We start from the raw sequence: 24896 nt of genomic DNA on the forward strand, positions 1-24896 counted from the left end.
GGCTAGCGCGCCGCTCCGGGGGCGCCCGGATCGGCGCGCTCCCACTCGAAACCGCCCTCGGGACGGGGCCACTTCAGCACCTCGGCCGCCGTCCGGCCGAGCATCCAGACCTTGTCCTCCTCGCTGAGGAAGTCGAGCGTGTACCGGACGTGGTCGAGGTTCTCCCGCCAGGTCGCCCCGCGCACCCGCGTCGTGTCCGAGGCCCACATCAGCCGCTGCGGCCCGTACGCGTCGTAGACGCGGCGCAGCGTCGGCGTCAGCGACGGATACGGGTACGGCTCGTTCGTGTAGTCGGGGATCGCCGAGTACTTCATGTAGACGTTCGGGTATTTCACGAGCGGGAAGATGTCGTCGATGTGCGCCCAGAGGTCCTGCTTGTCCGGGTCGCCGATGATCAGGCCCATGTGGTCGACGATCAGCTTGAGGTCGGGGTGCCGCTCCGCGATCCCGGCGACCTTGCGGACCTCAGGACCGTAGATCAGCAGCATCAGCGGGATGCCGAGCCGCTCCGCGGCCTCCCAGAACCACGGGAACGTGTCGACGTCCATCCAGTCGCGGCCGCGGAAGTCCGGGTAGCTCATCCGGATGCCGCGCATCCACGGGTCGTCGAACCAGCGCTCGATGCGCTCCCGGTCCGGGTCCCAGAGGTTGAACCTGCCCATCACGCCGAACCGGCCCGGGTGCTCCGCGGCCCAGGCGAGCTGCGGCGAGTTGTCGTCGCCCGCCCAGATGGCCGGGACGATCGCCACGGCGTCGATGCCGAGCTCGTCCATCCTGGGCAGGATCTGCTTCGGCGTGGACTCCGGTTTCCCGGTGTAGGTCTCGCCGATGTCCGGCCAGGGCCGGTCCGGAGTGTTGGGCAGGAACATATGGATCTGGGTGTCGAGAATGAACACGCCTACCCCTCCTGAGGTTGCCGGACGGTCGCTAAGGGTTCCGGACGGTCGCACCGGCCGGCGACGTCGTCCGTGGAATGACCGAGATGTGCCGGTACCAGAGCCGCCACGGCGTCGTCTTCCCGGACCAGGACGCGGGGCCCGGGGTCCAGTCGTCCGACTCGACCAGCGTGCGCAGCGTCGCGCGCGACTCCTCGTCGCTGCCGCCCGCCTGCTCGTAGACGGCGAGGTAGCGCGGGCAGCCGGGGTCCGGATGCTCCAGCGAGCGCCGCAGCGTGTACCTGGTCCCCCGGCTGAAGCCGCCGACGGCCGTCGCCTCCGGCATGTGGACGTTCGTGTAGAACTCGTCGAACTCGGCCAGCTCGTCGCCGCCGATGCCGGCGGGCGGCTCGATCCCGATGATGTAGATCGCGCCCGGGTTCCCCGTCGAGGGCGCGGTCTCCGCGACCTTCTCGTAGACCACGCGCCATCGATGGGTGAGCAGGTCGGGCCAGAGCGGCGGGTCGGCGGAGTAGGGGGGACGGGTGCCGCCTGGGGCGGTCGTCCCGGCGAGGTACTCGGCGACCGCCTGCTCGCTCTCGACCTCGTAGGCCGCCAGGTACGCGCCGCCGAAGTCGCCCCGACGGTCCTGGATCTGGAGGGCGTAGCGGTGCGCGACCGCGAAGCCCGGATACCTGTCGAGGACCTCGGGGACGTGCGTCTCGTCGTAGAACCGGTTGAAGCGCGCGACGTCCGCCGGGTCCGAGCCGGCGAAGTCGAGGGAGATCCAGTACAGGAAGCTGTTCGTGAAGGGTGGGTCGGCGCTCATGCCGCGGGCTCCGGGCGTTCGACGGGCTCCGGTTGTCCGGCGGGCTCTGAGCGGTCAGCGGCGAACTTGAGGATCGTCCGGTCGCTGAAGCCGGGCTCGAACACGGCCCGGACGGGCAGGTCGAAGGCGAGCTCGTCCGGCGCGACGTCCACGAGCGTGCTGATGACGGGCGGGCCCTCGTCGAGCTTGATGTAGGCCACCAGGTACGGCCTGACCCCGTCGAACGCGCTGAGGTACCGCTGGTGCATCTTGATCCAGGACCACAGCCGTCCCTTCCCGCTGACCGCGCGCCAGCTGAAGGACGCGGAGAGGCAGCGCGGGCACACCTCGCTGTCGGGGAAGCGGTACTCGCCGCACGCGTCGCAGCGCTGGAGCCGCAGCTCGTTCGCGGCCAGGCCGTCCCAGTACGGCCGGTTCTCCGGGGTGATCTCGGGCAGCAGCCGCTCGTAGTCCTCGGCGAGGCTCTCGGGGCTCACAGGGCTCTTGGGGGTCTCGACGCTCATCGGGTGGCCGCCTCGTCGTTGGTGAGGATGTGCGAGGTGACGATCGGCGACGCGCACATGTACTGCACCGTCGCGCATCCGGGCACCTGCCTGGGACCGGCCTCGCCGCGCAGCTGGCGCACCGACTCGACGTGGTGCGCCCAGCCCTGCATGTAGCTCTCGCTGGTGTGCCCGCCCGCCGTGTTCAGCGGGCGCGGGCCGTCGTGGCGGATCTTCTTCTCGTCCACCCACTGCCACGCCTCGCCGCGCGGCGCGTGGTCGAAGCCTTCGAGGGTGAACAGGATGGTCGGCGTGAAGTTGTCGTAGATCTGCAAGCAGTCGACCTCCTCCGGCGCGATGCCGGCCTGCCGGTAGAGCCGGCCCGCCACGTCCTGGCAGGCGGAGTAGAAGAAGTCCTCGGCCGTGTAGTGGTTGGTGAGGTGCGCCATGCCCGCCGTCGCGGCGACGCGCACCGGCGGCTTGCGCAGCGATCTGGCGCGCTCCATCGAGGTGACGATGAAAGCGACGGCGCCGTCGTTGATGAGGCAGTAGTCGAGGAGCCGCAGCGGCTCGGCGATGTACCGGGACGCCAGGTACTCCTCGCGGGTGAACTCGTCCTGGAAGACGGCGACCGGGTTGAGCGCGGCGTGCCGGCGGTTGTTGATCGCGAGCGGGGCCAGCGCGTCCTCGCCCGCCCCGTACATCCCCCGGTAGCGCTGGTACATCAGGCCGACGTAGGCGCCCGGCGAGGTCATGCCGTACATCTCGTCGTAGGCGGCGGTCGGGCCGCCGCCGTCGCCGCCGTACTTGACCTTCGCCGACCGCCCGTTGTTGCCGTAGACGCACGCGACCACGTCGGCCGTGCCGCTCGCGATCAGCGCGACGGCCTCCTGGAGGGCGATGCCGCTCATCCGCCCCGTCCCCTCCAGGTCGTGGACGAACCGGGGGTGCTTGAGCCCGGCCACGGTGGCCAGCCGGTCGTACCGCACGCGACAGCAGAGCAGGCCGTCGATCTCGTCCTTGTCGATCCCGCAGTCCTCGATCGCGTCCCGGAGGGCGCCGGCCGCGAGGGCGTAGGCGTCCCGGGGCCGATCCGTGGTGGCGTAGAGCGCGCGGAAGTCCGACTGCCCCACGCCCACGATGGCGATCTCAGCTTGCTCGTGCTGCATGCGTCTCTCCGGTCGGTTGGCCATTGCTCGCCCGCCCGGGTCGGGCATGGCTTCTCGGGTGCGCCGCCGCCCGGTCAGGCGGGGCGCGCGGCGGACCAGCGCCCCGCCGAGGCGGTCACGCTCCCGAGGCTCGTTCTTCTTCCAGCTTCGCGATGGCCGCCAGCGCCGCCTCCTTCGCGGCCGCAACGTGGTACCGGGCGAGCTGGGCGGCGCGGTCGGCGTCCCGGTCGGTGATCGCCGCGACCAGGTCGCGGTACTCCTGCTCGGACTGCTCCCGGCGTCCCGGAATGCTGAGCGACAACCGGCGCAGCGCGTGGATGCGCGCGTGCAACGGCGCAAGAGTGGACGTCAGCAGGGCGTTCCTCGCCCCCGCCAGCAGCAGTTCGTCGAAATGGTAGATCGAGGAGAGCTGGTCCTCATCATCGCTCTTGCCCGGCCGGGTGAGCTTGACCAGCTCCAGGACCTCGCTGTCGGTGGCGCGCTGGACGAACAGCGACGCCGCCTCGGACTCCAGCGCCGCCCGCACCTCATACAGCTGCCGGACGTCGTCGCTGCCCAGCACCGCCACCCGCACGCCCTTGCGGCCCGACGTCTCCACCAGGCCCAGCGCCTGCAAATGCAGGACCGCCTCGCGGATGGAGGTCCGGCTCACGCCGGTGAGCTCCATGAGCTCGCGTTCGGTGAGCCGGCGCCCGGGCGCCAGCGTGCCTTCGAGGATGGCCTGCCGGACCCTGCGCACGACGAGCTGCGGCACGGTCTCCGCAGGGCGGTCGATCCGCAGGTCCGGTCCGGGCTCTGACATGCCGTCTCCTCATTTTTTGTATGACGTAAGATAGTCATACGCCCACACCATGGTCAACCTCCACCGGATGTGTCGGTACGGTAGCTCTGCGGCTTTTCCACTGGTCAGCCACGATAAAGTTGCCCTTTCGGCCGAGCTTGTCCGCTTCCGGCATTGACGCGGCATAGTACGTCTGCTTTGGTACGTCATACAAACTAGCCAGACTTGGTCGGACAGGACGACCTTCTGTTCACACGTTCACGGAGCATCGCCACCCAAGGACAGCCACCGACCTCGTTCCGGGCAAGAGCTCCCATCCCACCCGCACCAATGTCTTTCTAAGGAGGAAGGATGTTGAGTCGACTGGTCGGCAAGGGGCACAGGAGACGTCCCCGGATGCTCGCGCCCATCGTGGCCTCCGCCATGGTCGTCAGCCTCGCCGCCGCATGTTCGTCAGGATCGTCGTCGGAGGGAAAGGGGGGTGGGACCGGGGGCATGCTCCGCGTGGGCGTCGTCGCCAGCACGATCTCCACCCTCGACGCCTACGCCAACCTGCGATCTCAGGACTTCTACGTACGCAACGCCACGATGTTCGAGCCGCTCGCCCACCGCACCAAGGACGGCGGCTACCAGTGGGCGCTCGCCACCGGCATCACGCACAACAAGGACAACACCGAGTGGACCGTCAAGCTCCGCCCGAACGTCAAGTTCCACGACGGGACCCCGTTCAGCGCGGACGACGTCATCGCGGTCTTCCAGCGCGTCCTCGACAAGAAGAACGCGCTCATCGAGCGCAACTACATCGACTTCATCGACCCGAAGGGCATCGAGAAGGTCGATGACCTGACGGTGAAGTTCAAGCTGACCGAGCCGTACGGGCCGTTCGAGTTCGCCGTCACCAACAGCAACCTCATCTTCTACAAGAAGGGGTCCAAGCCCGAGCAGGCGATGGGCACGGGCCCGTTCAGCCTCGTCTCGTTCAGCCCCGGACGGGAGACGCTCGTCAAGAGGTTCGACGGCTACTGGGGGCCGAAGGCCAAGCTCGACCGGGTCAAGATCATCAGCTTCAAGACCGCGGAGGCCTCGACCAACGCGCTGATCGGCCGGCAGATCGACGCCAGCTCCAACATCCTCCAGACCTCGCTGCCGACGATCGAGAAGACGCCGGGCCTGAAGGTCATGAAGAGCGACGTGAACCTGAAGGTCTCCATCGGCATGCGCGCCGACAAGCCGCCCTTCAACGACGTGCGCGTCCGGCAGGCGATGCGGCTGATCGTCGACCGCAAGCTCGCGCTCACCAACGCCTTCGACGGCCTCGGGGAGGTCGCGAACGACCACTCCGGCTTCGACAAGTGCGTGCCGGCCGTCCCCCAGCGCGTCCAGGACCTCAACCAGGCCAAGAAGCTGCTCGCGGACGCGGGCAAGTCGAACCTCACCATCGACCTGGAGACCGCCGCCAACAAGCCCGGCATGCTCCAGCTGGTCCAGATCCTGTCCGAGGACGCCAAAAAGATCGGCGTGACCATCAAGGTGCAGAAGATGGAGCTGGGCGCCTACCTGGAGAAGTGGGGCGACCGGACGTTCTACACCGGCTACGACACGCGCCCCTACCTGGAGGGCGTGCCCGAAATGATCAGTGGTGACGCGGTGCTCAACCACAACCACTGGAACGACTCGGAGTTCAAGTCGCTCGCCAAGAAGCTCTACGCCACGTCCGACGTGCAGGAGCAGTGCGAGATCCAGAAGCAGATGAAGAAGATCGAGTACGAGCGCGGCGCGAGCATCCTCACCGCGACGAACCCGACGGTGAGCGTGTACTCCTCCAAGGTGCACGGCCTCATCCCGGAATTCCCCTCGGGGAACCTGTACGACTTCAGCAAGACCAGCCTCGACCAGTGAGCAGGTAGGACGGTCGGCGACCGGACACGGTGAACGGGATTTGTTGCGATGGCCATAGAGACGACGACTGACAACGCGGTCAAGGCCGCCCCGCCCCCCAGCCGCTCCCGGCGAGCCGCCCTTCCGTGGCTCATCGGCCGGCGGGTGCTGATGGGCGTGGTGACCTTGTGGTGCATCTCCGTCATCGTCTTCGTGGCGACGCAGGCGATGCCCGGCGACGTCGCGCAGATCATCCTCGGACCCGGGGCGACCGCCGACCAGGTGGCCCAGCTGAATCAGAACCTGGGCCTCGACCAACCGCTGGTCAGCCAGTACTGGAACTGGCTGACCAGCGTCCTCACCGGCGACATGGGGAACTCGCTGGTCAGCGGTCAACCCGTGTCCGAGCTCCTGTCCGAGCGGATCTTCAACTCCGCGACGCTGACCGTGTTCGCGATGATCCTCATCCTGCCGCTGTCGCTCCTGGTCGGCCTGCTCGCGGCCGTCTTCCGCGACAAGCTGCTGGACCGGTCCTACCTCGGCACCTCGCTCGTCGTGACGGCGACGCCGGACTTCGTCATCGGCAGCCTCGTGGTGGCCCTGTTCGGCACCGTCGTCTTCAAGGTGCTGCCCCCGGTCTCGCTGATCCCTCCGGGCGACGCACCCTGGCAGCATCCGCGGCAGCTCGTGATGCCGCTCGCCGTCATGGTGCTCGTCGGAGTCACCTACCTGTCGCGCCTCGTGCGCGTCTCCTTCATCGACGTGCTGGAGAGCGAGTACGTGCAACTCGCGATCATCAAGGGCCTGTCGATGCGGCGGATCCTGTTCCGGCACGCGCTGCCGAACGCGCTCGCGCCCAGCATCCCGGCGGCGAGCATCATGGCCGCCTACACCATCGCGGGGTCGGTCGTGATCGAGTACCTGTTCGCGTACCCGGGCATCGGCTCGGCGCTCGTGGACGCCGTCGCCGGCCACGACCTGCCGATGGTCCAGGCCATCATCATGCTCATGGCGGCCGCGTTCTTCTGCTTCAACCAGCTCGCCGACGTGCTCGGAACCCTGAACAAGTCCCGCTGACAGACGAAGGAGCGTGCGGCCATGATCCGAACGCGACCCAGGGAGCAGGGTGTTCAGGCTCCACCGAAGAACCTCACCAGCCGCGTCCTGACCTCCCGGCAGACCCGGCTCGGGCTGATCATGCTGATCGCCATGATCCTCTTCGCGATCCTCGGCCCCCTCTTCGCGCCACACTCGCCGACCGCGGTCATCGCGAAGCCGTACGCGTCGCCCGGCGACGGCCTGTTGCTCGGCGCCGACTCGCTGGGCAGGGACATCGTCTCCCGCATCCTCAGCGGCGGGGCCAACCTGACCTGGATGGGCATCGCCGCCACGTTCGGCGGCGTGACGCTCGGCACCACCATCGGGCTGGTCGCGGCCTTCGCGGGCGGGATCGTCGACACGATCCTCATGCGGATCATCGACGTGCTGCTGACGTTCCCGACGGTCATCATGGCGATCCTGTTCATCTCGATGGTCGGGCCGAGCCGGTTGATCCTGGTGATCCTGGTGGCGGTCGGCCTCACGCCCGGGATGGCGCGCGTGATGCGCGGCGCGGCGCGTCCGGTGATGCGGCGCGAGCACGTCATGTGGGCGCGGACGATCGGGCTCTCGTCCCGCCACATCCTCATGCGGGAGGTGCTGCCGAGCGTGACGTCCCCGCTCATGGTGGAGATCGGGCTCAGGCTCATGTGGTCGGTCGTCGGCCTCGCCTCGCTCAGCTTCCTCGGCTTCGGCGTCCAGCCGCCCGCCTCCGACTGGGGGCTCATGGTCAGCGAGAACAAGGACGGCCTCGCCATCCAGCCGCTCGCCGTCCTCATTCCCGCCGCCTGCGTCGCCCTGTTCACCATCGGGGGCAATCTCTTCGCCGAAGGCGCCGCGCGCGTGATCGGCCGCACCGAAGGGGCTCGTTCATGAAGGCGGTCGAAGTCACCGGGCTTACCGTTGCGCTCGACGACGGCAGTGTGATCGTCGACGACGTGTCGTTCAGTCTGGAGAGCGGCCAGGTCATGGGGCTCGTCGGCGAGTCGGGCTCGGGGAAGAGCACGGTGTCGCTCGCGCTGCTCGGCTTCGCCAAGAAGGGCGCGAACATCACCGGCGGGAAGGTCGTGGTGGGCGGCGTCGACCTGCTCGCGCTCGCGCCGAACGACCTGCGCGAAGCGCGCAAGAAGCTCATCGGCTTCGTGCCCCAGGACCCCGCGACAGCGCTCAACCCGGCGATGCGGATCGGCACCCAGCTGAACGAAGGACTGCTCGGCAACAAGAAGGACAACCTGCCGAGGATCCGCGAAGTCCTTGAGACCGTCGGCCTGCCCTCGGACGACGCGTTCCTGCGGCGTCACCCCCAGGAGCTCTCGGGCGGCCAGCAGCAGCGCGTGGCGATCGCGATGGCCGTGGCGAAGGGGCCGGAACTGATCGTCTTCGACGAGCCCACGACCGGCCTGGACGTCTCCACCCAGGCGAGGGTCCTGGAGATGGTCGCCCGGCTCTGCGCGGACAACGGCATGGCCGCCGTGTTCGTCTCGCACGACCTCGCGGTCGTCGGCGCCGTCGGCGACCTGGTGACCGTGATGTACGCCGGGCAGATCCTGGAGACCGGGTCGCGCGAGGAGGTCCTGCACTCCGCCGCGCACCCCTACTCCATCGCGCTGCTCGAATCGGTGCCGTCGACGCGCCAGCGGCTGCCGCTCGTCTCCATCCCCGGCCGGGCGCCCGCGCCGGGAGCCGAGTTCGAGGGCTGCGTGTTCGCCGACCGCTGCGCGTTCGCCGAGGACCGCTGCCGCGACTCCGCGCCCGCACTGGTCACCACGCCCGCGGGCGGGGCGGCGCGCTGCGTGCGCGTCGAGCACGTCCGACAGAACCAGACGCTCCTGGTCAAGGAGCCGCTGCGAAGTGTCGAGACCAGGGCGGAGGGGGCGTCCGTCCTCAGCGTCCGGAACCTGAACGCGTCCTACGCCAGGACCCAGGTCCTGTTCGACATCGACGTCGACGTCGCGCCCGGCGAATGCCTGGCGGTCGTGGGCGAGTCGGGCAGCGGCAAGACGACCATGTCCCGCTGCCTGATCGGGCTCCACGAGGACCAGTCCGGCAGCTTCGAGATGGACGGCAAGCCGCTCCCGCCGCGGCTGCGCGACCGGACCAAGGCGGTCAAGCAGCGGATGCAGTACGTCTTCCAGAACCCGTACGGTTCGCTGAACCCCCGCGAGACCGTCGCGACCGCCGTGATGGTGCCGCTGAAGCACTTCTACGGACACCGGGGCAAGGCCGCCCGCGCCAAGGCCCAGGAGGCGCTGGAGCGCGTCGAGATCCCGTGGCGGCTCGCGGACCGCTACCCCGCCGAGCTGTCCGGCGGTCAACGCCAGCGGGTGGCCATCGCCCGCGCCCTCGCCTGCGACCCGACGCTGCTGATCTGCGACGAGGTCACCTCGGGGCTCGACGTCTCCGTCCAGGCCTCCGTCGTCGAACTCCTCCGGAGCCTCCAGGACGACGGCCTGAGCATGATCTTCATCACCCACAACCTCGCCGTCGTCCGCAGCATCGGCGACCGCGTCGTCGTGCTGAGCCAGGGCCGCGTCGTGGAGTCGGGCCCCGTCGAGTCGGTCCTGACCGACCCGCAGAACCCCTACACCCGCGGTCTCCTGGCCGACACCCTCGAAGTCGACCGTCCCGACCCCGAAACGAGCGAGGTCCCCGGCTGAGCGGGCGCGTTCATCCGCGGTTGGCGATGCGCCAGTGCCGGGTCCGTTCGTACTGGCGGCTGATGCGGGCGAACGTCCCGCCGGTGCGCAGCAGTTCCGCGGGCGTGCCGGTCTCCACGACCTGGCCGGTGTCGAGCGAGACCACGTGGTCGGCCGCGGCGAGGGTGGCGGGACGGTGCGCGATCACGATGACCGTGCGGCCGGGGTCGTCGCCGAGGTTGGCGATGGCCTGGGTGATCGCGGCCTCGTTCTCGGGGTCGAGCGCGGAAGCGGCCTCGTCGACGAGCACGATGCGCGCGCGCTTGAGCATCGCCCGGGCGATCGCGACGCGCTGACGTTCACCGCCTGACAGCTGGGCTCCGGCCTCGCCCACGCGCGTGCGCCAGCCGCCGGGCAGGCGCTCGATCACCTCGTCGAGCCGGGCCGCGGCGGCCACGTCGCGGAGGTCGTCCCAGGTCGCGTCCGGACGAGCGAGGCGCAGGTTGTTCTCGATGGTGTCGTCGAACAGGTAGACGTCCTGGAAGACGATGGCGATCTCGTCGACCAGGGCTTCCGGGGCGAGGTCGCGGACGTCGACGCCTCCGACGCGCACCGCTCCCGCGTCCACGTCGAAGAACCGGGCGATGAGCCGGGTGACGGTCGTCTTCCCGGAGCCGGACGGCCCGACCAGCGCGGTGGTGGTGCCCGGACGACAGCGCATCGACACGTCCCGCAGCGCGGGGGCGTCGCCGCCGGGGTAGGTGAACGTGACGCGGGCGAGTTCGACGTCGGGCTCGCCGATCCCGGGCACGGGGTCGGCCGGGACCGGCAGCGCGGCGGTGGCGAGGAAGTCCTCGATACGGGTGATCTTGTTCGTCATCGCGCGCAGGGCGCCGACGAGGTCGATGAGGTTGCCGAGCGGCTGCAGGAAGCGGGCGGCCAGCACCAGCAGCGCGATCGCCTCGGCGACCGCGACGCGATCGCCGAGCATGAGCCCGGCGACCAGGGCGAGGACGGCGACGAACCCGCCCGCGATCACGCCGGTGTAGACGAAGAACGGGCGGCGCGCGCGGTCCATGCCGTCCCGGTAGGTCGCGCGGTGGTCGTCCAGCGCGGCATGCATCCGGGGCGTGCCGCCGGCGTGGCCCGCGGCGCGCAGGACGGGCTGGGCCTGACCCAGCTCGATGGCCCGGCCCGCGACGTCGGCCGACGCGCGTTCCAGCTCGATCTCGGCCTCGGCGGCGACGCGTGCGGCCCGCCGCAGCGCCCAGGACGCGGCCAGCGCAATCGCGCACAGCAGCAACGCCACCCGCCATTCGACGGCGAAAGCGATGGTCACGACCGTCGCGGGCAGCAGCGCCGAGGTGATGACCGGGTTGCCGATCACCACGGCCAGATGCGCGGCGTCGCCCACGTCGGCGGTCACTCCCCGCGCGAGGCGCGCCTTGTGCTCCGCGGTGAACCACCCGAGCGGCAGCGTGCTCACGTGGCGCATCAACCGCTTGCGCAGTTGTGCCGCGAGCGCGCCGCCCGCCGCGTACCCCACCGGGTCGGCGATGATGCTCAGCGTTCCGTAGACGACCGCACCGGTCGTGCCGAGCACGAGCCACGGTGTCGCCGCGGCGATGTCGGGCTCGGGTCGGACGACGGCGTCCAGGATCGGGACGAGCAGGCCGAGCAACAGGCCTTGCAGGACGGCCTGTGCCGCCGTGAGCGACCACAGCCGGGCCAGCAGCCGCGGGTCGGGCCACAGCCGGTAGAGGCGGCGGATCATGCGAGCACCCCTTCCTGGGCGGCCCACATCCGGGCGTACAGGCCGTCCCGCGCGAGCAGATCGTCGTGGCCGCCCCGCTCGACCAGCCGTCCGCGATCGAGCACGAGGATCTGGTCGGCGCCCGCGATCGTGTGCAGCCGGTGGGCGATCACGATCACCGTCTTGCCGACCGCCAGGGTGGCCAGCGCGTCCTGGACCGCCGCCTCGCCGTCGGGATCGAGTGCGGCGGTCGCCTCGTCCAGGACGACGATCGGCGCCCCGGACAGGATCGCCCGCGCGATCGTCAGCCGCTGGCGCTCGCCGCCGGACAGGCCGCCCCCGCCCGCGTCGAGCAGCGTGCCGTATCCGCCGGGCAGCCGCTCGATCACGTCGTGGACGTGCGCGGCGACCGCGGCCCGGCGGACGTCCGCGTCATCGGCGCCGGGACGGCCGATGCGGATGTTCTCCGCCACGCTGTCGCGCAGCAGCGCGACGTCCTGGAACACCAGCGACATCGACCTCAGCAGCTCGGCCGTCGGGATCGAGCGCACGTCGGCGCCGCCGATGCGGATCGAACCGCTCGTCACGTCGTAGAAGCGCGGCAGCAGGCTCGCGAGCGTCGTCTTGCCCGCACCGGACGGGCCCACGATCGCGGTCACCTGGCCCACCGGGCAGACGGCGCTGACGTCCTCGACCGCGAGGGTCGCACCGTCGTAGGAGAACGAGACACGGTCGAACTCGACGCCGTGACCGTCCGGCGCCTGTGGCCGTTCAGGCTCGGGCAGCGCCGGACGGGCCAGCAGCCGCTCGATGTTGTCCGCGCCCATCCGGCCCTTGCGCACACCTTGAGCTGCGGAAACGGCCGGAAGGATCGACGTCGGCAGCCCGACAGCGACGACCAGGAACGCCACCAGGTCGGCCACGGTGAGCGACCCGCCGGCGATGAAGGCCAGCCCGGCGGCCGTCACGGCGGTGAGGACCGCCATCTCCGACCCGAGCAGCCGCGTCGCCGCCGAGCTGTACCGCACCTCGGCGACCCACGCCGCGAACGCCTCGGCGTACTCGTCCACGGCGTCGTCGAAGCGGCGCAGGACGCGTCCCCCGGTGCCGAACGCCTTGACGACCTGGATGCCGTCGGCGTACTCGACGCCGGCGGCGCTGATCCGTCCCTCGGCGGCGATCAGCCGGTTCACATGGGCCGTCATTGACCGCATCGAGACGCGGTAGCAGATCCCCATCAGGCCCATGACACCCAGCACGACCAGCGCCATGGGGACGTCCACGAAGAACAGATATCCGGCCGCGACGACCATCACCGTGACCGCGCCGGTCAGCTGCCCCAGAGCGTGGGCGATGACCTCGTGCATCTCCTCCAGGTCGCCCGTCATGGCCCGCTTGACCCGTCCGGAGCCCACGGCGCGAAACCAGCCCAGCGGCAGCGCGCCGAGGTGGCGCACGATCCGCACGCGCAGGTCATGCAGGACCGCCGCGTCCGCATAGTGCCCCAGCCGAGAAGACTGGACCAGCAGCACCAGCCACAGCCCGGCACCGGCGGCCCCGACACCCACCCAGGTCCAGACTGCGGCCGCCGCCCGGTCGTCGAGCATGATCCGCGCGATCTCGGCGGCGGCGACATAGGGCACGATCCCCGACGCCGCCGACAGCGCCGACAGGACGCCGCACACGATCAGGTGCGGCCTGATGGGAGCGAAGAGCCGCGCCAGAGCCCCGGGCTTGGCGAGCCCGGCCGACTGCTCGTCGTCTGCGCGGGTCTCCGGCGCGGTGACCGCAGGTGTGTCCGTCGTCGTGCTCAAGTCTGGGGACTCCTCCCATGGACGGCCGCCGACTGCCCGACGGCACACAGAACTTAGGCATGCCTAACCTCGTCCCCCATCTTGATTCTTCAAGGCGACTTGATGTCAACTGACGACCATGAGTGATCCACTCGGCGTCTCGATCGGCAAGGCGGCGGCCCTCTACGGCCTGGCCCCATCGACGTTGCGATGGTGGGAGTCGCAACGGGTGCTCCCCGAGCCGCCGCGCGTCAACGGCCGCCGCGTCTACACCGAAACCGAACTGCGCCGCATCGGCCTCGCCTACCTGTGCTGCGTGACCGGAGCGATGTCCCTCGAACAGACATCCGTGGTGACGTCCGGCACCAGCTCGAACCAGCGCTGGAGAAGCACCGTGAAGCAACACACCGAACAGATCGAGGAGAAGATCAAAGAACTACAGCGGGCCCACGAATACCTGCTGATCCTCCTGGAATGCCCAGACGACGACATCGTCGCCGAATGCACCCACCTCGACGACGAGTTGAAGAACCACACCCCGCGCGGTTCCGTCGCGACACAGCCCCTCGTGACCGCAACCCAGTCGCTGCCACACCGCCCCTCGCCCCGCGCACGGCGTGACGAAACAAGCCCACCACGTGACGAAACCGCGACCCCGACGAGCCGCTGCGCCGTCTGCGCAAACCCACTGACCCAACCGGCAACGGGCCGACGCCGCCGCTACTGCTCCCGCGCCTGCCAACAACGCCACCACCGAGCCCAATTGCACCGAGGCGGTCAGTGAGCCGCTCGTCGGTCAGCGGCATGATGCTCACAGAACCCGATCCCCACCACCGGGTAGGACGGTTCAGACTTTGCCGCTCCCTCTGCACCCAGGGCAATTCCGCGTCTCGGTCTTGTTGTCCACGTTGTAGGTCTGTTTTCCCGACCCATTGCACATCGAGCAATCTTCGCCTTTTCCGTGCTTGCCCATGACGGGAGCTTGCACCCGCGAATTGGGGCGATCAAGCCATAACTGTGTACCGTCGTGCGTCACCGACAGGCCAAAACGTTCGCTGCCTGGCCGTCCCCACGTGGTCCAACGCCGATAAGAGGCAACGATCTCATCCCACAGATCCCGCGGGCCGATCTGCTCGACCTGCGCCGCCGCTTCCCCGGGGCGGTGGACGACCAGGGCGCGAGAATCGCCGCTGCGCGCGGTGAGCCGATAGGAGCCGTCGTCATTGTCGAATCCGCCGCCCTCCACTCCGGGCATGAATCCGGCCATGGCGATCTCGAACCCTTCCCCGGCCTCGGCGACCTCGCGTGGCGTCACCACGGCACGCGACCGCCGCTTGTCCCCCTCGACCGGCCCGGGTGGCCTGCGCTGATCGCGCAGCAGCATGAACCCGCATGGCTCACCGATCGGGCCGGTTGCCGTCCCGTCATCGGCAACGGTGAGCTTGACCAGGTGGCCCGATCTCCAGCCGGGCATCCACGGCAGCACGATCACACCGCCAGGGCGTGTCTGCTCCACCCACGCGTACGGAATGTCGGCCGCCCCGACTGTGACGTGCACCCGGTCATAGGGCGCCGCCGCCGGCCAGCCCCGTGTCCCGTCGGCGGTGATCACGCGGACACCGATCCCGGCGGACCTCAGGTTCGCCGCCGCCTGCTCGGCGACGGCGGCATCGACCTCCACGCTCACGACGGAGGCCGCACCGGCCCGGCGTGCCAGCAGAGCCGCCGTCCACCCGGTCCCCGTCCCCACCTCCAGCACCCGGTTCCCGGGGCCAGCCTCGAGGAGGTCCAGCATCGCGGCGACCAGGTGCGGGGCGGACGTCGAGCTGGTGGCGACCGCGCAGGGATCGGCGCCGGTCTGCACCCCAAGATCGATCGCGCCGTCATCGAGCTGGACGCCGATCGCGGTGTCGCTGTGCACGACCTCCCACCAGCGGTCCGGGTCGGCCGCCCGGTCGATCCACGATCTGGGATCGTCCATGACCGGACCGATGACGGCGACGTCAGGGACGAACAAGTGACGCGGCACCTCCCGCAGCAGCAGCCGCCAACGATCGCTCATCCGGGCGTCAGAACTCGCCATGAGCCTCAGCGTAGGCTCCAACCCGGACGACCACCTCCGACCTCCGTTTCCGCAGGCGGGCCGAAGCCCGTCGCCGCCGTCGGAGGACGGGCGCCGGTGCATCGCAGGGCCCACCCTGGAGGTCAGCCTGTTGGAGGACGTTGGAGCTCGCGGAGTTGCTCGGTGAACTCTCGCGTCGTCTGGATACCGCTCGCGCATCCCACGCTGAATCGGTGGTGACGGCCGAATGGGTGGGGCGGCCGTTAAGGAGTTAGCCGGCGGTGTTTGTGGCGTTTACGGGTGGGCCGTAGATTTGGGGGCCTAGGGATTGGGCGCCGTCTGCGGTGAGGGTTGTGCCGGTTATGTAGGCTGCTCGGTCGCTTAGGAGGAGGGCGATCAGGTCGCCTACCTCGGGGGCGGTGGCGAAGCGGTTCAGGGGGACCGAGGCGAGGACGCGGGCTCGGTCTTCTGGGGTCGCCCAGAGGGCGTTGCCGGCGCCTTCTGTTTCGGTTGGGCCGGGGGCTATGCAGTTCAGGCGGATGTTGTGGCGGGCCCATTCGACGGCCAGGGTGCGGGTCATGGCTACTACGCCCGCTTTGGCGGCGGCGCTGTGGACGGTGCCGGGGTGGCCCGTCCAGGCGTAGGTGGCGATGACGCTGACGATGGAGCCGGGGTGGTTGGCGTCGATGAGGCGGCGGGCCACGGCGGATGTGCAGTTCCAGGTGCCGTTGAGGACGATGTCCACCACTGCGCGCCAGCCGTTTGGTGACAGTTTTTCTGCGGGGGTCACGAAGTTTCCGGCGGCGTTGTTGACCAGGCCGTCTATTCGGCCGAAGTGGTTCATGGTGGCGTCTACGGCTGCTTCTACGGCGGCGGGATCGCGGACGTCCGTGGTGTGCGCCAGGGCGTTGCCGCCCTGGCGCTTCACCTCGGCCGCGACTTTCTCCAATGGTTCCGCGCGGCGTCCGATCACGGTCACCGACGCGCCGAGGGCGGTGAGATGGAGGGCGGTGGCCGCGCCTATGCCGGTGCCGCCTCCGGTGACCAGGTAGGCGCGGCCTGCCATTGATTCCACTGCGTTCTCCTCGGGTGCGTCGGGGACGGTCTCAGGACTTCGCGAATTCCTGGAAGCGCTTCAGGACGGCGTCGCGGTTCTTGCCCCACCATTCGGCGTCCTGCAGGAACTGCACCTCCACGTTCTGCGGGTGGGAGGGCAGCGTCTTCGCGAACTCCTTGTCCATCAGGTCGAGGGCCTTGGCGTTCGACGGGCCGTTCGGGTACTTGCTCCAGACGCTCGCCTGGATGTCGGGCCGGACGGAGAACTCCATCAGCTTGAAGGCGTTCTCCTTGTTCGGCGCGTCCTTGACGACCGACCAGGCGGCGAGCTGGAACATTCCGCCGTTCCAGGTGAAGTCGAGCGGGGCGCCCTTCTTCTTCAGTTCGCCGATGCGACCGGAGAAGATGCTGGTCGCGGCGACCTGCTTGCTGACGAGCATCTGGCCGGGCTGGGCGCCGGACGTCCACCATTGCGGCACGTTCGACTTGAGCTTGTCGAAGCTGCGGAACGCACGGTCGACGTCGATCGGGTACACCGCCCTCATGTCGACGCCGTCGCCGAGGACCGCGAACTCCATGTCAGGCGGGACGCCGTTGTCGGCGCCGCGGAGGGAACGGCGGCCGGGGAATTTGCCGGTGTCCCAGAAGTCGCCCCAGCTCGTCATCTTCTTGCCGGACCCGATCGCCGCGGTGTTCCAGGCCATGACGATCGAGAACAGGTAGTAGGTGAGCCAGTTCTTGTCCACGTAGGACGGGTCAATGCCGGGAATGTTGAGCAGCTTGTCCGGCAGCGTCTCGAAGTATTTGCGTCCGATGGGCAGGACCGTGCTGGGGCCGCCGGCGATCAGGTCCCATTCGATGTTGCCGGTCTCGACCATCGCCTTGATCTTGGCGGGGGTCGGCGGTCCGGCCACCACGACCTCGATTCCGGTCTCCTTGCTGAACGGCTCGAAGATGTACTTCTTCTCCGCCTCGACGAGCGCGCCGCCCCAGTCGGCGACGACGACCTTCTTGCTGTCGCCGCCCCCGCCGGAGCCGCCGCAGGCGCTGAGCAGCGGGGCGGCGGCGAGGCCGCCCGCGAGCAGGACGCCGCCGCGCAGCACGTCGCGGCGGGACGCCGGGTAACTCTGTGATCTTCCGATCTTCATGGGTTGTGTCCTTTTTCGGGGTGGGCGGCGGGGGTCGGGTGCCTCAGCGGAACATTCCTCGCTTGAGCAGGTTGCGGGCGATGATGATGCGCTGGATCTCGGACGTGCCTTCCCAGATGCGTTCGATCCGGGCGTTGCGGTAGGCGCGTTCGACGTACGTCTCGTTCATGTAGCCGGTGCCGCCGAAGATCTGCAGCACCCGGTCGGCGACGCGGCCGAGCGCCTCGGTGGCGAACAGTTTCGCAGCGGCCGACTTGGCGTGCACGATCTTTGGCGCAGCGCCGTTGTCGGCCGACCATGCCGCCTCGTACGTCATCAGGCGGGACGCGTGCAGATCGGTGGCGCAGTCGGCCAGCATGAACTGGATGGCCTGGTAGTCGGCGATAGGGCGGCCGAACTGGACGCGCTGTTTCGCCCATTCGGTCCCGTCGTCGATGAGCCGGGCCATCGGGCCCAGGCAGCGCGCGGCGGTCATGATTCGTCCGGCGCTGAGGGCCCCGTGGCCGAGGCTGAAGCCGCGGCCGGGCTCGCCGAGCACGTTCGTCTCCGGGACGGCGCAGTCGTCGAATACCAGTTCCGCCTGGCGGTAGCCGCGATGTCCCATTGTTTTGTGGAGTTGACCCACGCTGAACCCGGGCGTGCCCTTCTCGACGAGGAATGCGGTGATGCGGTCCTCGTCGCGGTCGGGGTGGGTGAGCGCGAAGACGATGGCGAAGTCGGCGGTGTCGCCGTGGCTGATGAACCGTTTGCGGCCGTTGATGACCCAGGAGCCGTCGCGGAGTTCCGCGCGGGTGCGGATTCCGGCCGCGTCCGATCCGGTGTCGGGTTCGGTGAGCGCGAAACACCATTGGATGTCGCCGCGGACGCAGGGGATGAGGAAGCGCTCGCGCTGTTCTTCGTTGCAGGCGCGGAGGACGCTGGGCGTGGTCGGGACGACCTCGGCGACGCCTCCGGCCGCGCGGAACAGTTCCTCGGTGACGAGGACCTGGCTGAGGACGTCCATTCCGCCGCCGCCGATGTCCTCGGGCATGCCCATCGAATTCAGGCCGATGACGACGGCCCTTTCGCGGATGCGCCGCTCGACGTCCTCGGGGAGGCCGTCGTGCTCCTCGACATAGTCCTCGTGCGGGATCAGTTCGGTCTCGGCGAACCGGCGGACCGTCTCGCGGAATTCCACGAGGTGGTCGGGAATCGCGAAGTCCATCAGTTTCCTTTCCTGCCGGGGACGACCAGCGCGTCCAGTGCGACGCAGCCGCCGGGGCGGCACAGCAGCGGGTTGACGTCGAGCTCGGCGATCTCCGGGAAGTCGGCCAGCAGCCGCCCGATCTTGATCGCCGTGTCGGCGAGCGCGTCGAGGTCGGCGGGCGGGGCGCCGCGGAGTCCGCCGAGCAGGGCGCCGATCTTCAAGCTGCGCAGCACGGCGCGGACGTCGTCGCGGCCGAACGGCCAGAGCAGACCCGCCGCGTCGTCGAGCAGTTCGGTCAGGACGCCGCCCGCGCCGATGACGACCAGCGAACCGGCCGCGTCGTTGCGGCCACCGACGATCAGCTCTACGCCCGGGTCCGCCATTCTCTCGACGAATACCTCGGTCGCCGCGGTGCGCTTCAGGATGCGGTGGACGGCGTCGCGGACCGCCTGCTCGTCGGCCAGGCCCACCTCGACGCCGCCTATGTCGGATTTGTGAGCGAGGCCCGCGGCGTGGGCCTTGCAGACCACCGGGTAGCCGATCCGGGCGGCCGCCTCGGCGGCGGCGTCGGCGTCCGCGGCGACCTCGCCGGGGGGCGACGCCACGCCGTAGACCGACAGCAGCTTCTTCGCCTCGGCCTCGGACAGCATGCCGTCCCCACCGGTCAGGATCTCGGCGGCCCGCCGGCGGACGTCCGGGTCCGTGGGCGCTCCCTGAATGGGCATCGCGCTCGCCGGCGGACGCGGCTCGCCGGCGAGCGCGATGGCGCGGAGGGCAGGGCGTGTCCCGGCGAGGAGGACGACGCCGTTCCGCCTGGCCAGGTCGGTCAGGCCGGGGACGAGGTCGGTGGTGGTCGTCACCATGACGACGGGGACGTCCAGGTCGGCGGCGGCCTCACCGGCGCCGCCGATCATCTCCGTCCAGCCGATCTCGTCCAGCGGGTCGGCGTGCGCGGGGGCGTCGCCGGCGAACGCGACGACGTCGACGGCCGGGCATTCGCCGATCGCGCGGGCGGCGGCGCGGTACACGTCCTGGTCGCCCCAGGCGTTCGCGCCCAGGTCGAGCGGGTTGTGCACCGACATGTACGGGGGCAGGACGGCGGCCAGCGCGGACTCTGCGGCGGCGTCCAGCTCGGCGAGCGGCACGCCGGCGTCGTCGGCGAGGTCGGCGATCAGGCCGCATTCGCCGCCCGAGCTGGCGAAGAACCCGACGGAGCCGCCGCGCGGCCTGCGCGGGGCGGCCAGCAGCGTGGCGAGCGCGATCAGCTCGTCCAGGTCGTGGACGCGGTGCACGCCGGTCTGCCGGAACAGCGCGTCGTAGGACGCGTCCCGTCCGGCGAGCGTGCCGGTGTGCGCGACCGTCGCGGCCTCGCCGACCGCCGACCGGCCCATCTTCAGCACGACCACGGACACGTCGAGCGCCGCGGCCCGCTCCGCCAGCGCGCGGAACCTCGGCGGGTCGGCCAGGCCCTCCATGACCAGGCAGACGACCTTCACGCCGGGGTCGGTGAGGAAGTACGCCAGGCAGTCGGCCAGATCGCAGACGGCCTGGTTCCCGGCCGACACCCCGTAGGCGACGGCGGGCAGGCGGCCGGACAGCATCGTCGTCAGGGCCATGTTGCCGCTCTGCGCGGCCAGGGCGACGACCCCGTCGGCGTCCGCGTGGACGTACGGCATCTCGATGCCCCAGAGCGCGGCGTGGCCCCGGTAGCTGGCGAAACCCAGGCAGTTCGGCCCGATCAGCGGGAGCCTGTCGCCCGCGGCGGCGACGAGCTCGTCCTGGCGGCGGCGGCCCTCGGCGTCCCGCTCGGCGAACCCGGCGCCGAACACGACCATGCCGCCCGCGCCGAGCCCGGCCGCCTCCGCCGCCAGCGCCGGGACGCCGGGCGCCGGGATCGCGGCGGCGACCGCGTCCGGCACCTCGGGCAGGTCGCTCAGCGACGGGTACGCGCGCACCCCGCCGACCTCGGTGTGGGTCGGGTGGACGGCGTACAGCCGTCCGGTGAAACCGACGCCGCGCATGTTCCGCAGCGTCCGCAGCCCGTACCCGCCCTTCGGGGACGCGCCGACGACCGCGACGCTCGCCGGACGGAACAGCCGGTCGAGCCGGTGCCCTTCCGGCGTCCGGGCGGAGGCGGCCTGGGTGGTGGTCATCATCGCCCCACGAAGACGGGGCTGCGCTTCTCGATCGCGGCGGCGAGGCCCTCGGCCTTGTCCTCGGTGGGGACGCAGATCCGGGCGCCGCGCTGCTCGTTCCGCAGCGCCTCCTCGATGGACAGCGTGTGGCCCGCGCGGATGTTCCGCTTCGCCTCGCCGATCGCGATGGTCGGCCCGGCGGCGAAGATCCGCGCCTGCTCCAGCGCGCGTTCCATGAGCGTCCCCGGCGGGACGACCTCGGAGACCACGCCGATGCGGAGCGCCTCGTCCGCGTCGATGATCCGGCCGGTGTAGATCAGCTCGGACGCGCGGGCCTCCCCGACGACGCGGGGCAGCAGGAAGGAGCCGCCCGCGTCGGGGCAGATGCCGCGCTGCGCGTACACCTGGCCGAACCGGGCGGCCGTCGACCCGAACCGCATGTCGGCGGTGAGCGCGATGTCGAACCCGGACCCGGCCGCGACGCCGTTCACCGCCGCGATCACCGGGATCGGCAGCCAGTAGAGCCGCGCGATCGTGCGGTGCATCTTCGCCGGCCACGACTCCTCGTCCGCGTCGGCGCGCGCGGCCCACTCCTTGACGTCCGCGCCGGAGCAGAAGCCGCGCCCCGCACCGGTGATCACCATGGCGCGGACGTCCGGCTCCTTGCCCGCCCGCATGATGACGCGGTCCAGCTCGTCGATGTCGGTGTTGGAGATCGCGTTGAGCCGTTCGGGCCGGTTCAGGGTGAGCACACCGACGTCGCCGTCCATGTGCCAGGTGCAGCACTTGAGTGCCGGGAGTTCCATCGCTTCCCTTCCGTGCGGATCCGTGCGGATCGGAGGCATGACGAACCGAGGTCGTGGCGGGAGGCTGTGTCCAGGTCCAGTTGTGCGGGTCAGGCCACGTGGGCCAGGAAGCGGCAGTCGGCCGCGCCCCAGCTCAGCCAGTGCGACGAGCCCTCGGTGTAGTCGGCCCGCGCCTCGGACGGCACCACCACCTGCAGCTCGGCGCCCTCGGCGGTGCGCAGGTGCACCTCGATCTGCGGGCCGAGGTAGACGTGCGCGGCGACGGTGCACGCCACGGCGTTGCGTTCGGCGGCGTCCGGCTTGTCCGCGCCGATCCGGACCCGCTCGGGACGGATCATGAACTCGCCCGCGGGATCCGCCGCGACGTCGTTGGCCTTGTCGACCATGATCCGTCCGGCGAGCCCCTCGACCTCCACGACGGTGTGCCGGGCGTCGCCGTCCACCCGCCTGGCGGGCAGGCAGATCGACTGGCCGAGGAACTTCGCGACGAACGAGTTGACGGGTTCCTCGTACAGCTCGTCCGGCGGCGCGGTCTGCTGCAGGACGCCCCGGTGCATGACCCCGATCCGGTCGGAGAGGGCCAGGGCCTCGTCCTGGTCGTGGGTGACGTACAGGACGGTCGCGCCGATCCGCCGCTGGAGGTTCTTCAGCTCCAGACGCATGTGGTCGCGCAGGTTGCGGTCGAGGGCGCCGAGCGGCTCGTCCATCAGCAGCACGCTGGGGTCGAAGACGAACGCGCGGGCGAGCGCGACGCGCTGCTGCTGCCCGCCGGACAGCTGCCGCGGGTAGCGGTCGCGGTACTCGGCGAGCTGCGTCATCGCCAGCACCCGGTCGATCTCGCGCTGCGCGTCCGGCTTCTTCATCCGGCGCATCCGCAGCGGGAACGCGATGTTCTGCGCCACGGTCATGTGCGGGAACAGCGCGTAGTTCTGGAACACCAGGCCGATGTTCCGCTTTTCCGGAACGTCGTCGGTGACGGCGCGTCCGGCCAGGTAGACCTCACCGGCGGTGGCCGCTTCGAGGCCCGCGAGGATGCGCAGGCTGGTCGTCTTCCCGGAGCCGCTCGGGCCGAGCAGCGTGACGAACTCGCCCTTCGCGACCGCGAGGTTGAAGTCGTGGACGGCGGGCGCGTCGCCGTACCACTTGTGGATGCCGTCGAAGACGACCTGCCCGGCCTTCGCGGGATCGGCGTCGTCCCGTCCGGCGGGCCCCTTGGCGGGACGTTCGTCGGCCGCGGGGGCGGCGCGGCCCTGATCGGTCATCGGCGCTTGCTCGGTCATCGGCGCTCCCGCCGTTCACGAAGGGTCTTGATCAGCTCGGACAGGAGGAACAGCCCGACGCACACGGCGATGAGGATCGTGCCCGCGACCGCGAGCGTGGGCGTGAGGTCGTAGCGGACGCTGTCCCACAGCTTGCGCGGGAGCGTCACGGAGCCGCTGCCGGACACGAAGAGGATGATCACCGCTTCGTCGAAGGCGATCACGAACGCGAACAGCGCGCCCGCCGAGATCGCCGAGGTCAGCGACGGCAGCGTGATCCGCAGCAGGGTCCGGGTCATGCCGGCGCCGAGCGTCCGGGCGGCGTTCTCCAGCTCGGGGTCGAACTGCTGCAGCGCGTTCGACACCGCGACGAGGACGTACGGGATGCCCATCACGGAGTACGCGACGGAGATCAGCTGCCAGTGCCCGATCACCTTCAGGTCGGCGAAGGTGAAGTAGTAGCTCATCGCCAGCACGATGATCGGGATCAGCAGCGGCGAGTAGAGCAGCGCGAAGACGAAGCCCTTCCCGCGGGCGTTGCTGCGGGCGAGACCCCACGCGGCGACCGTGCCGACGACCGTCGCGATCAGCGCGGCCAGCAGCGCGATCTTCGCGCTGAGCAGGGAAGCGTCCACCCACGCGGAGTCGGCGAAGAACTTCCGGTAGTGGGTCAGCGACCAGCCTTCGAGCGGGAAGGACAGGTAGTCGACGCTGTTGAACGACTCCAGGACGACGATCACGATCGGCGTCACGAGGAAGCCGAGGACCAGCGCGACCATGATCCGCAGGCCCCAGCCCAGCGCCCGTTCGACGGGCGTCGCGGGCGATCGCCTGCCGCGCCGGCGGGAGCCGGGCGGGGGCGCCGGCCTGGTGGCCGCCTCGCCGCCGCCGTTCCGCGGCGCGGTCATGTCCACGGTGCTCACAGCGCCACCAGGCCCTTCACCTTGGTCAGCCGCCGCACGATCATCGTCAGCGCGGTGGCGACCACCAGCAGGATCGTCGCGAGCGTCGCGGCCATCCCCCAGTCGAAGTTGACCTGGACGGCCTCCGCGATGACCACGGCGATCGTGCTCTGCTTCGGCCCGCCGACCAGCGCCGGCGTGACGTAGAAGCCGAGCGCGATGACGAACACGAGCATCCCGCTGCTGACGATGGCCGGCACCGCCAGCGGCAGGTACACGTGCGCGAAGGCGCGGACCGGCCCGGCGCCGAGCGAGCGCGCGGCGGGCGGCAGCGAGGAGTCGATCTGGTCGAGCGTCCCCTTGATGATGAGAATGGGGAACGGCAGCAGAATATGCGTCATCGCGATGATCACGGCGCTCTCACTGTAGAGCATTCCCTGCGAGTCGCCGGTGATCGGTTCCAGGATCTTGGTCACCAGCCCGTTGTCGCCGAGCAGGACGATCCAGGAGAAGGAGCGCACGAGAATGCTCGTCCAGAACGGGACGACGACGAGTAGCACGAGGAAACGCGCTTTGCGTTTCGACGTCCGGGCCAGGAAATAGGCCACCGGAAAGCCGAGTACGACGGTCAGCACGGCCACTTCGGCGGACAGCCGGACGGTTATCACCAGGACGTCCCAGATGGCGTCGTCGGTGAACGCCTTGCGGAAGTTCCCGAAGCCCGGCTTCGGCTCGGTGAAGCTCTTGAGCAGCATCGCGCCGACCGGATAGGCGTACACGATCGCCATGAAGGCGACCGGCAGGCCGAGCGCCATGGTGACGAAGTCGAGCCGCCGTGGCCGCCGCCGTCCAGGCGGGGGCGCGACGGGGACGTCACCGGCCGGTGGCAGCCTCGTCGCGGAGGTACTCGCCGTCACGATCCACCATCCCTCCGTTGCCGCATGTCGACACAGTCAACGGTTACGGCCCGCCATATGTCATGAGGGCCGGGTCACAAAACTCGCTGAGGGCGCCTGTGTGGGCGACACAGTCCGCCGCCTTCCGGATG

The 24896-nt window shown here is 70.0% G+C and carries 21 protein-coding genes; 5 read left to right on the forward strand and 16 right to left on the reverse strand.

Going from position 1 to position 24896, the window contains the following annotated elements; translation table 11 throughout:
- Positions 1 to 2: 2 nt before the first annotated feature.
- The 5 genes from ACH34T_RS06415 to ACH34T_RS06435 form a co-directional block, all read right to left on the reverse strand.
- Positions 3 to 896 carry an amidohydrolase family protein gene (locus ACH34T_RS06415; RefSeq protein ID WP_395991035.1) on the reverse strand — a complete coding sequence of 298 codons (894 nt, stop codon included), beginning with the start codon at positions 894 to 896 and terminating at the stop codon, positions 3 to 5.
- Positions 897 to 927: 31 nt separating this feature from the next.
- Complete coding sequence (locus tag ACH34T_RS06420) at positions 928 to 1704, reverse strand: hypothetical protein (RefSeq protein WP_395991036.1); 777 nt, start codon at positions 1702 to 1704, stop codon at positions 928 to 930.
- Entirely contained in the window at positions 1701 to 2207 is a 507-nt protein-coding gene (locus ACH34T_RS06425; protein WP_395991037.1) for a Zn-ribbon domain-containing OB-fold protein, read from the reverse strand. The genes ACH34T_RS06420 and ACH34T_RS06425 overlap by 4 nt, the downstream gene beginning before the upstream one ends.
- Positions 2204 to 3355 carry a thiolase family protein gene (locus tag ACH34T_RS06430; RefSeq protein WP_395991038.1) on the reverse strand — a complete coding sequence of 384 codons (1152 nt, stop codon included), beginning with the start codon at positions 3353 to 3355 and terminating at the stop codon, positions 2204 to 2206. The genes ACH34T_RS06425 and ACH34T_RS06430 overlap by 4 nt, the downstream gene beginning before the upstream one ends.
- A 115-nt stretch (positions 3356 to 3470) precedes the next feature.
- Entirely contained in the window at positions 3471 to 4157 is a 687-nt protein-coding gene (locus tag ACH34T_RS06435) for a GntR family transcriptional regulator (protein WP_395991039.1), read from the reverse strand.
- Positions 4158 to 4631: 474 nt separating this feature from the next.
- Between ACH34T_RS06435 and ACH34T_RS06440 the strand changes: the two genes are divergently transcribed.
- The 4 genes from ACH34T_RS06440 to ACH34T_RS06455 are packed head-to-tail and all read left to right on the forward strand — an operon-like array spanning position 4632 to position 9769.
- Complete coding sequence (locus ACH34T_RS06440) at positions 4632 to 6035, forward strand: ABC transporter substrate-binding protein (RefSeq protein ID WP_395991040.1); 1404 nt, start codon at positions 4632 to 4634, stop codon at positions 6033 to 6035.
- Between the two features lie 48 nt (positions 6036 to 6083).
- Positions 6084 to 7091, forward strand: coding sequence for an ABC transporter permease (locus tag ACH34T_RS06445; protein ID WP_395991041.1), 1008 nt, complete (start codon positions 6084 to 6086; stop codon positions 7089 to 7091).
- A gap of 21 nt (positions 7092 to 7112) precedes the next feature.
- Entirely contained in the window at positions 7113 to 7988 is an 876-nt protein-coding gene (locus tag ACH34T_RS06450; protein WP_395991042.1) for an ABC transporter permease, read from the forward strand.
- On the forward strand, positions 7985 to 9769 hold the full coding sequence (locus tag ACH34T_RS06455; protein WP_395991043.1) for an ABC transporter ATP-binding protein: 1785 nt from the start codon (positions 7985 to 7987) through the stop codon (positions 9767 to 9769). Before ACH34T_RS06450 ends, ACH34T_RS06455 begins: the two co-directional genes overlap by 4 nt.
- Positions 9770 to 9779: 10 nt before the next feature.
- Here ACH34T_RS06455 and ACH34T_RS06460 read toward each other — a convergent pair whose 3' ends face one another.
- Both ACH34T_RS06460 and ACH34T_RS06465 read right to left on the reverse strand, forming a co-directional pair.
- Complete coding sequence (locus ACH34T_RS06460; protein ID WP_395991044.1) at positions 9780 to 11522, reverse strand: ABC transporter ATP-binding protein; 1743 nt, start codon at positions 11520 to 11522, stop codon at positions 9780 to 9782.
- Positions 11519 to 13315, reverse strand: coding sequence for an ABC transporter ATP-binding protein (locus tag ACH34T_RS06465; RefSeq protein WP_395991045.1), 1797 nt, complete (start codon positions 13313 to 13315; stop codon positions 11519 to 11521). Before ACH34T_RS06465 ends, ACH34T_RS06460 begins: the two co-directional genes overlap by 4 nt.
- A gap of 118 nt (positions 13316 to 13433) precedes the next feature.
- Between ACH34T_RS06465 and ACH34T_RS06470 the strand changes: the two genes are divergently transcribed.
- Positions 13434 to 14078, forward strand: coding sequence for a MerR family transcriptional regulator (locus tag ACH34T_RS06470; RefSeq protein WP_395991046.1), 645 nt, complete (start codon positions 13434 to 13436; stop codon positions 14076 to 14078).
- Positions 14079 to 14141: 63 nt separating this feature from the next.
- On the opposite strand, the gene ACH34T_RS06475 is transcribed toward ACH34T_RS06470, so the two are convergent.
- The 9 genes from ACH34T_RS06475 to ACH34T_RS06515 form a co-directional block, all read right to left on the reverse strand.
- Positions 14142 to 15311 carry a methyltransferase domain-containing protein gene (locus tag ACH34T_RS06475; protein WP_395991047.1) on the reverse strand — a complete coding sequence of 390 codons (1170 nt, stop codon included), beginning with the start codon at positions 15309 to 15311 and terminating at the stop codon, positions 14142 to 14144.
- A gap of 316 nt (positions 15312 to 15627) precedes the next feature.
- Complete coding sequence (locus tag ACH34T_RS06480; protein WP_395991384.1) at positions 15628 to 16422, reverse strand: SDR family oxidoreductase; 795 nt, start codon at positions 16420 to 16422, stop codon at positions 15628 to 15630.
- Positions 16423 to 16462: 40 nt separating this feature from the next.
- The gene (locus tag ACH34T_RS06485) at positions 16463 to 17560 is read right to left on the reverse strand and encodes an ABC transporter substrate-binding protein (protein WP_395991048.1); all 1098 of its coding nucleotides are present in this window, start codon (positions 17558 to 17560) and stop codon (positions 16463 to 16465) included.
- A gap of 43 nt (positions 17561 to 17603) precedes the next feature.
- Positions 17604 to 18764, reverse strand: a complete 1161-nt coding sequence (locus tag ACH34T_RS06490) for an acyl-CoA dehydrogenase family protein (RefSeq protein WP_395991049.1) — start codon at positions 18762 to 18764, stop codon at positions 17604 to 17606.
- A complete protein-coding gene (locus ACH34T_RS06495; RefSeq protein WP_395991050.1) occupies positions 18764 to 20899 on the reverse strand; it encodes an acetate--CoA ligase family protein in 2136 nt (711 codons plus the stop codon). The genes ACH34T_RS06490 and ACH34T_RS06495 overlap by 1 nt, the downstream gene beginning before the upstream one ends.
- On the reverse strand, positions 20899 to 21687 hold the full coding sequence (locus ACH34T_RS06500) for an enoyl-CoA hydratase/isomerase family protein (RefSeq protein WP_395991051.1): 789 nt from the start codon (positions 21685 to 21687) through the stop codon (positions 20899 to 20901). The genes ACH34T_RS06495 and ACH34T_RS06500 overlap by 1 nt, the downstream gene beginning before the upstream one ends.
- A gap of 89 nt (positions 21688 to 21776) precedes the next feature.
- A complete protein-coding gene (locus ACH34T_RS06505) occupies positions 21777 to 22967 on the reverse strand; it encodes an ABC transporter ATP-binding protein (protein WP_395991052.1) in 1191 nt (396 codons plus the stop codon).
- Positions 22964 to 23869 carry an ABC transporter permease gene (locus ACH34T_RS06510; protein WP_395991053.1) on the reverse strand — a complete coding sequence of 302 codons (906 nt, stop codon included), beginning with the start codon at positions 23867 to 23869 and terminating at the stop codon, positions 22964 to 22966. Before ACH34T_RS06510 ends, ACH34T_RS06505 begins: the two co-directional genes overlap by 4 nt.
- On the reverse strand, positions 23866 to 24765 hold the full coding sequence (locus tag ACH34T_RS06515) for an ABC transporter permease (RefSeq protein WP_395991054.1): 900 nt from the start codon (positions 24763 to 24765) through the stop codon (positions 23866 to 23868). Before ACH34T_RS06515 ends, ACH34T_RS06510 begins: the two co-directional genes overlap by 4 nt.
- Positions 24766 to 24896 lie beyond the last annotated feature (131 nt).

The organism is Actinomadura sp. 9N215 (assembly GCF_044326345.1).
GTDB lineage: Bacteria > Actinomycetota > Actinomycetes > Streptosporangiales > Streptosporangiaceae > Spirillospora.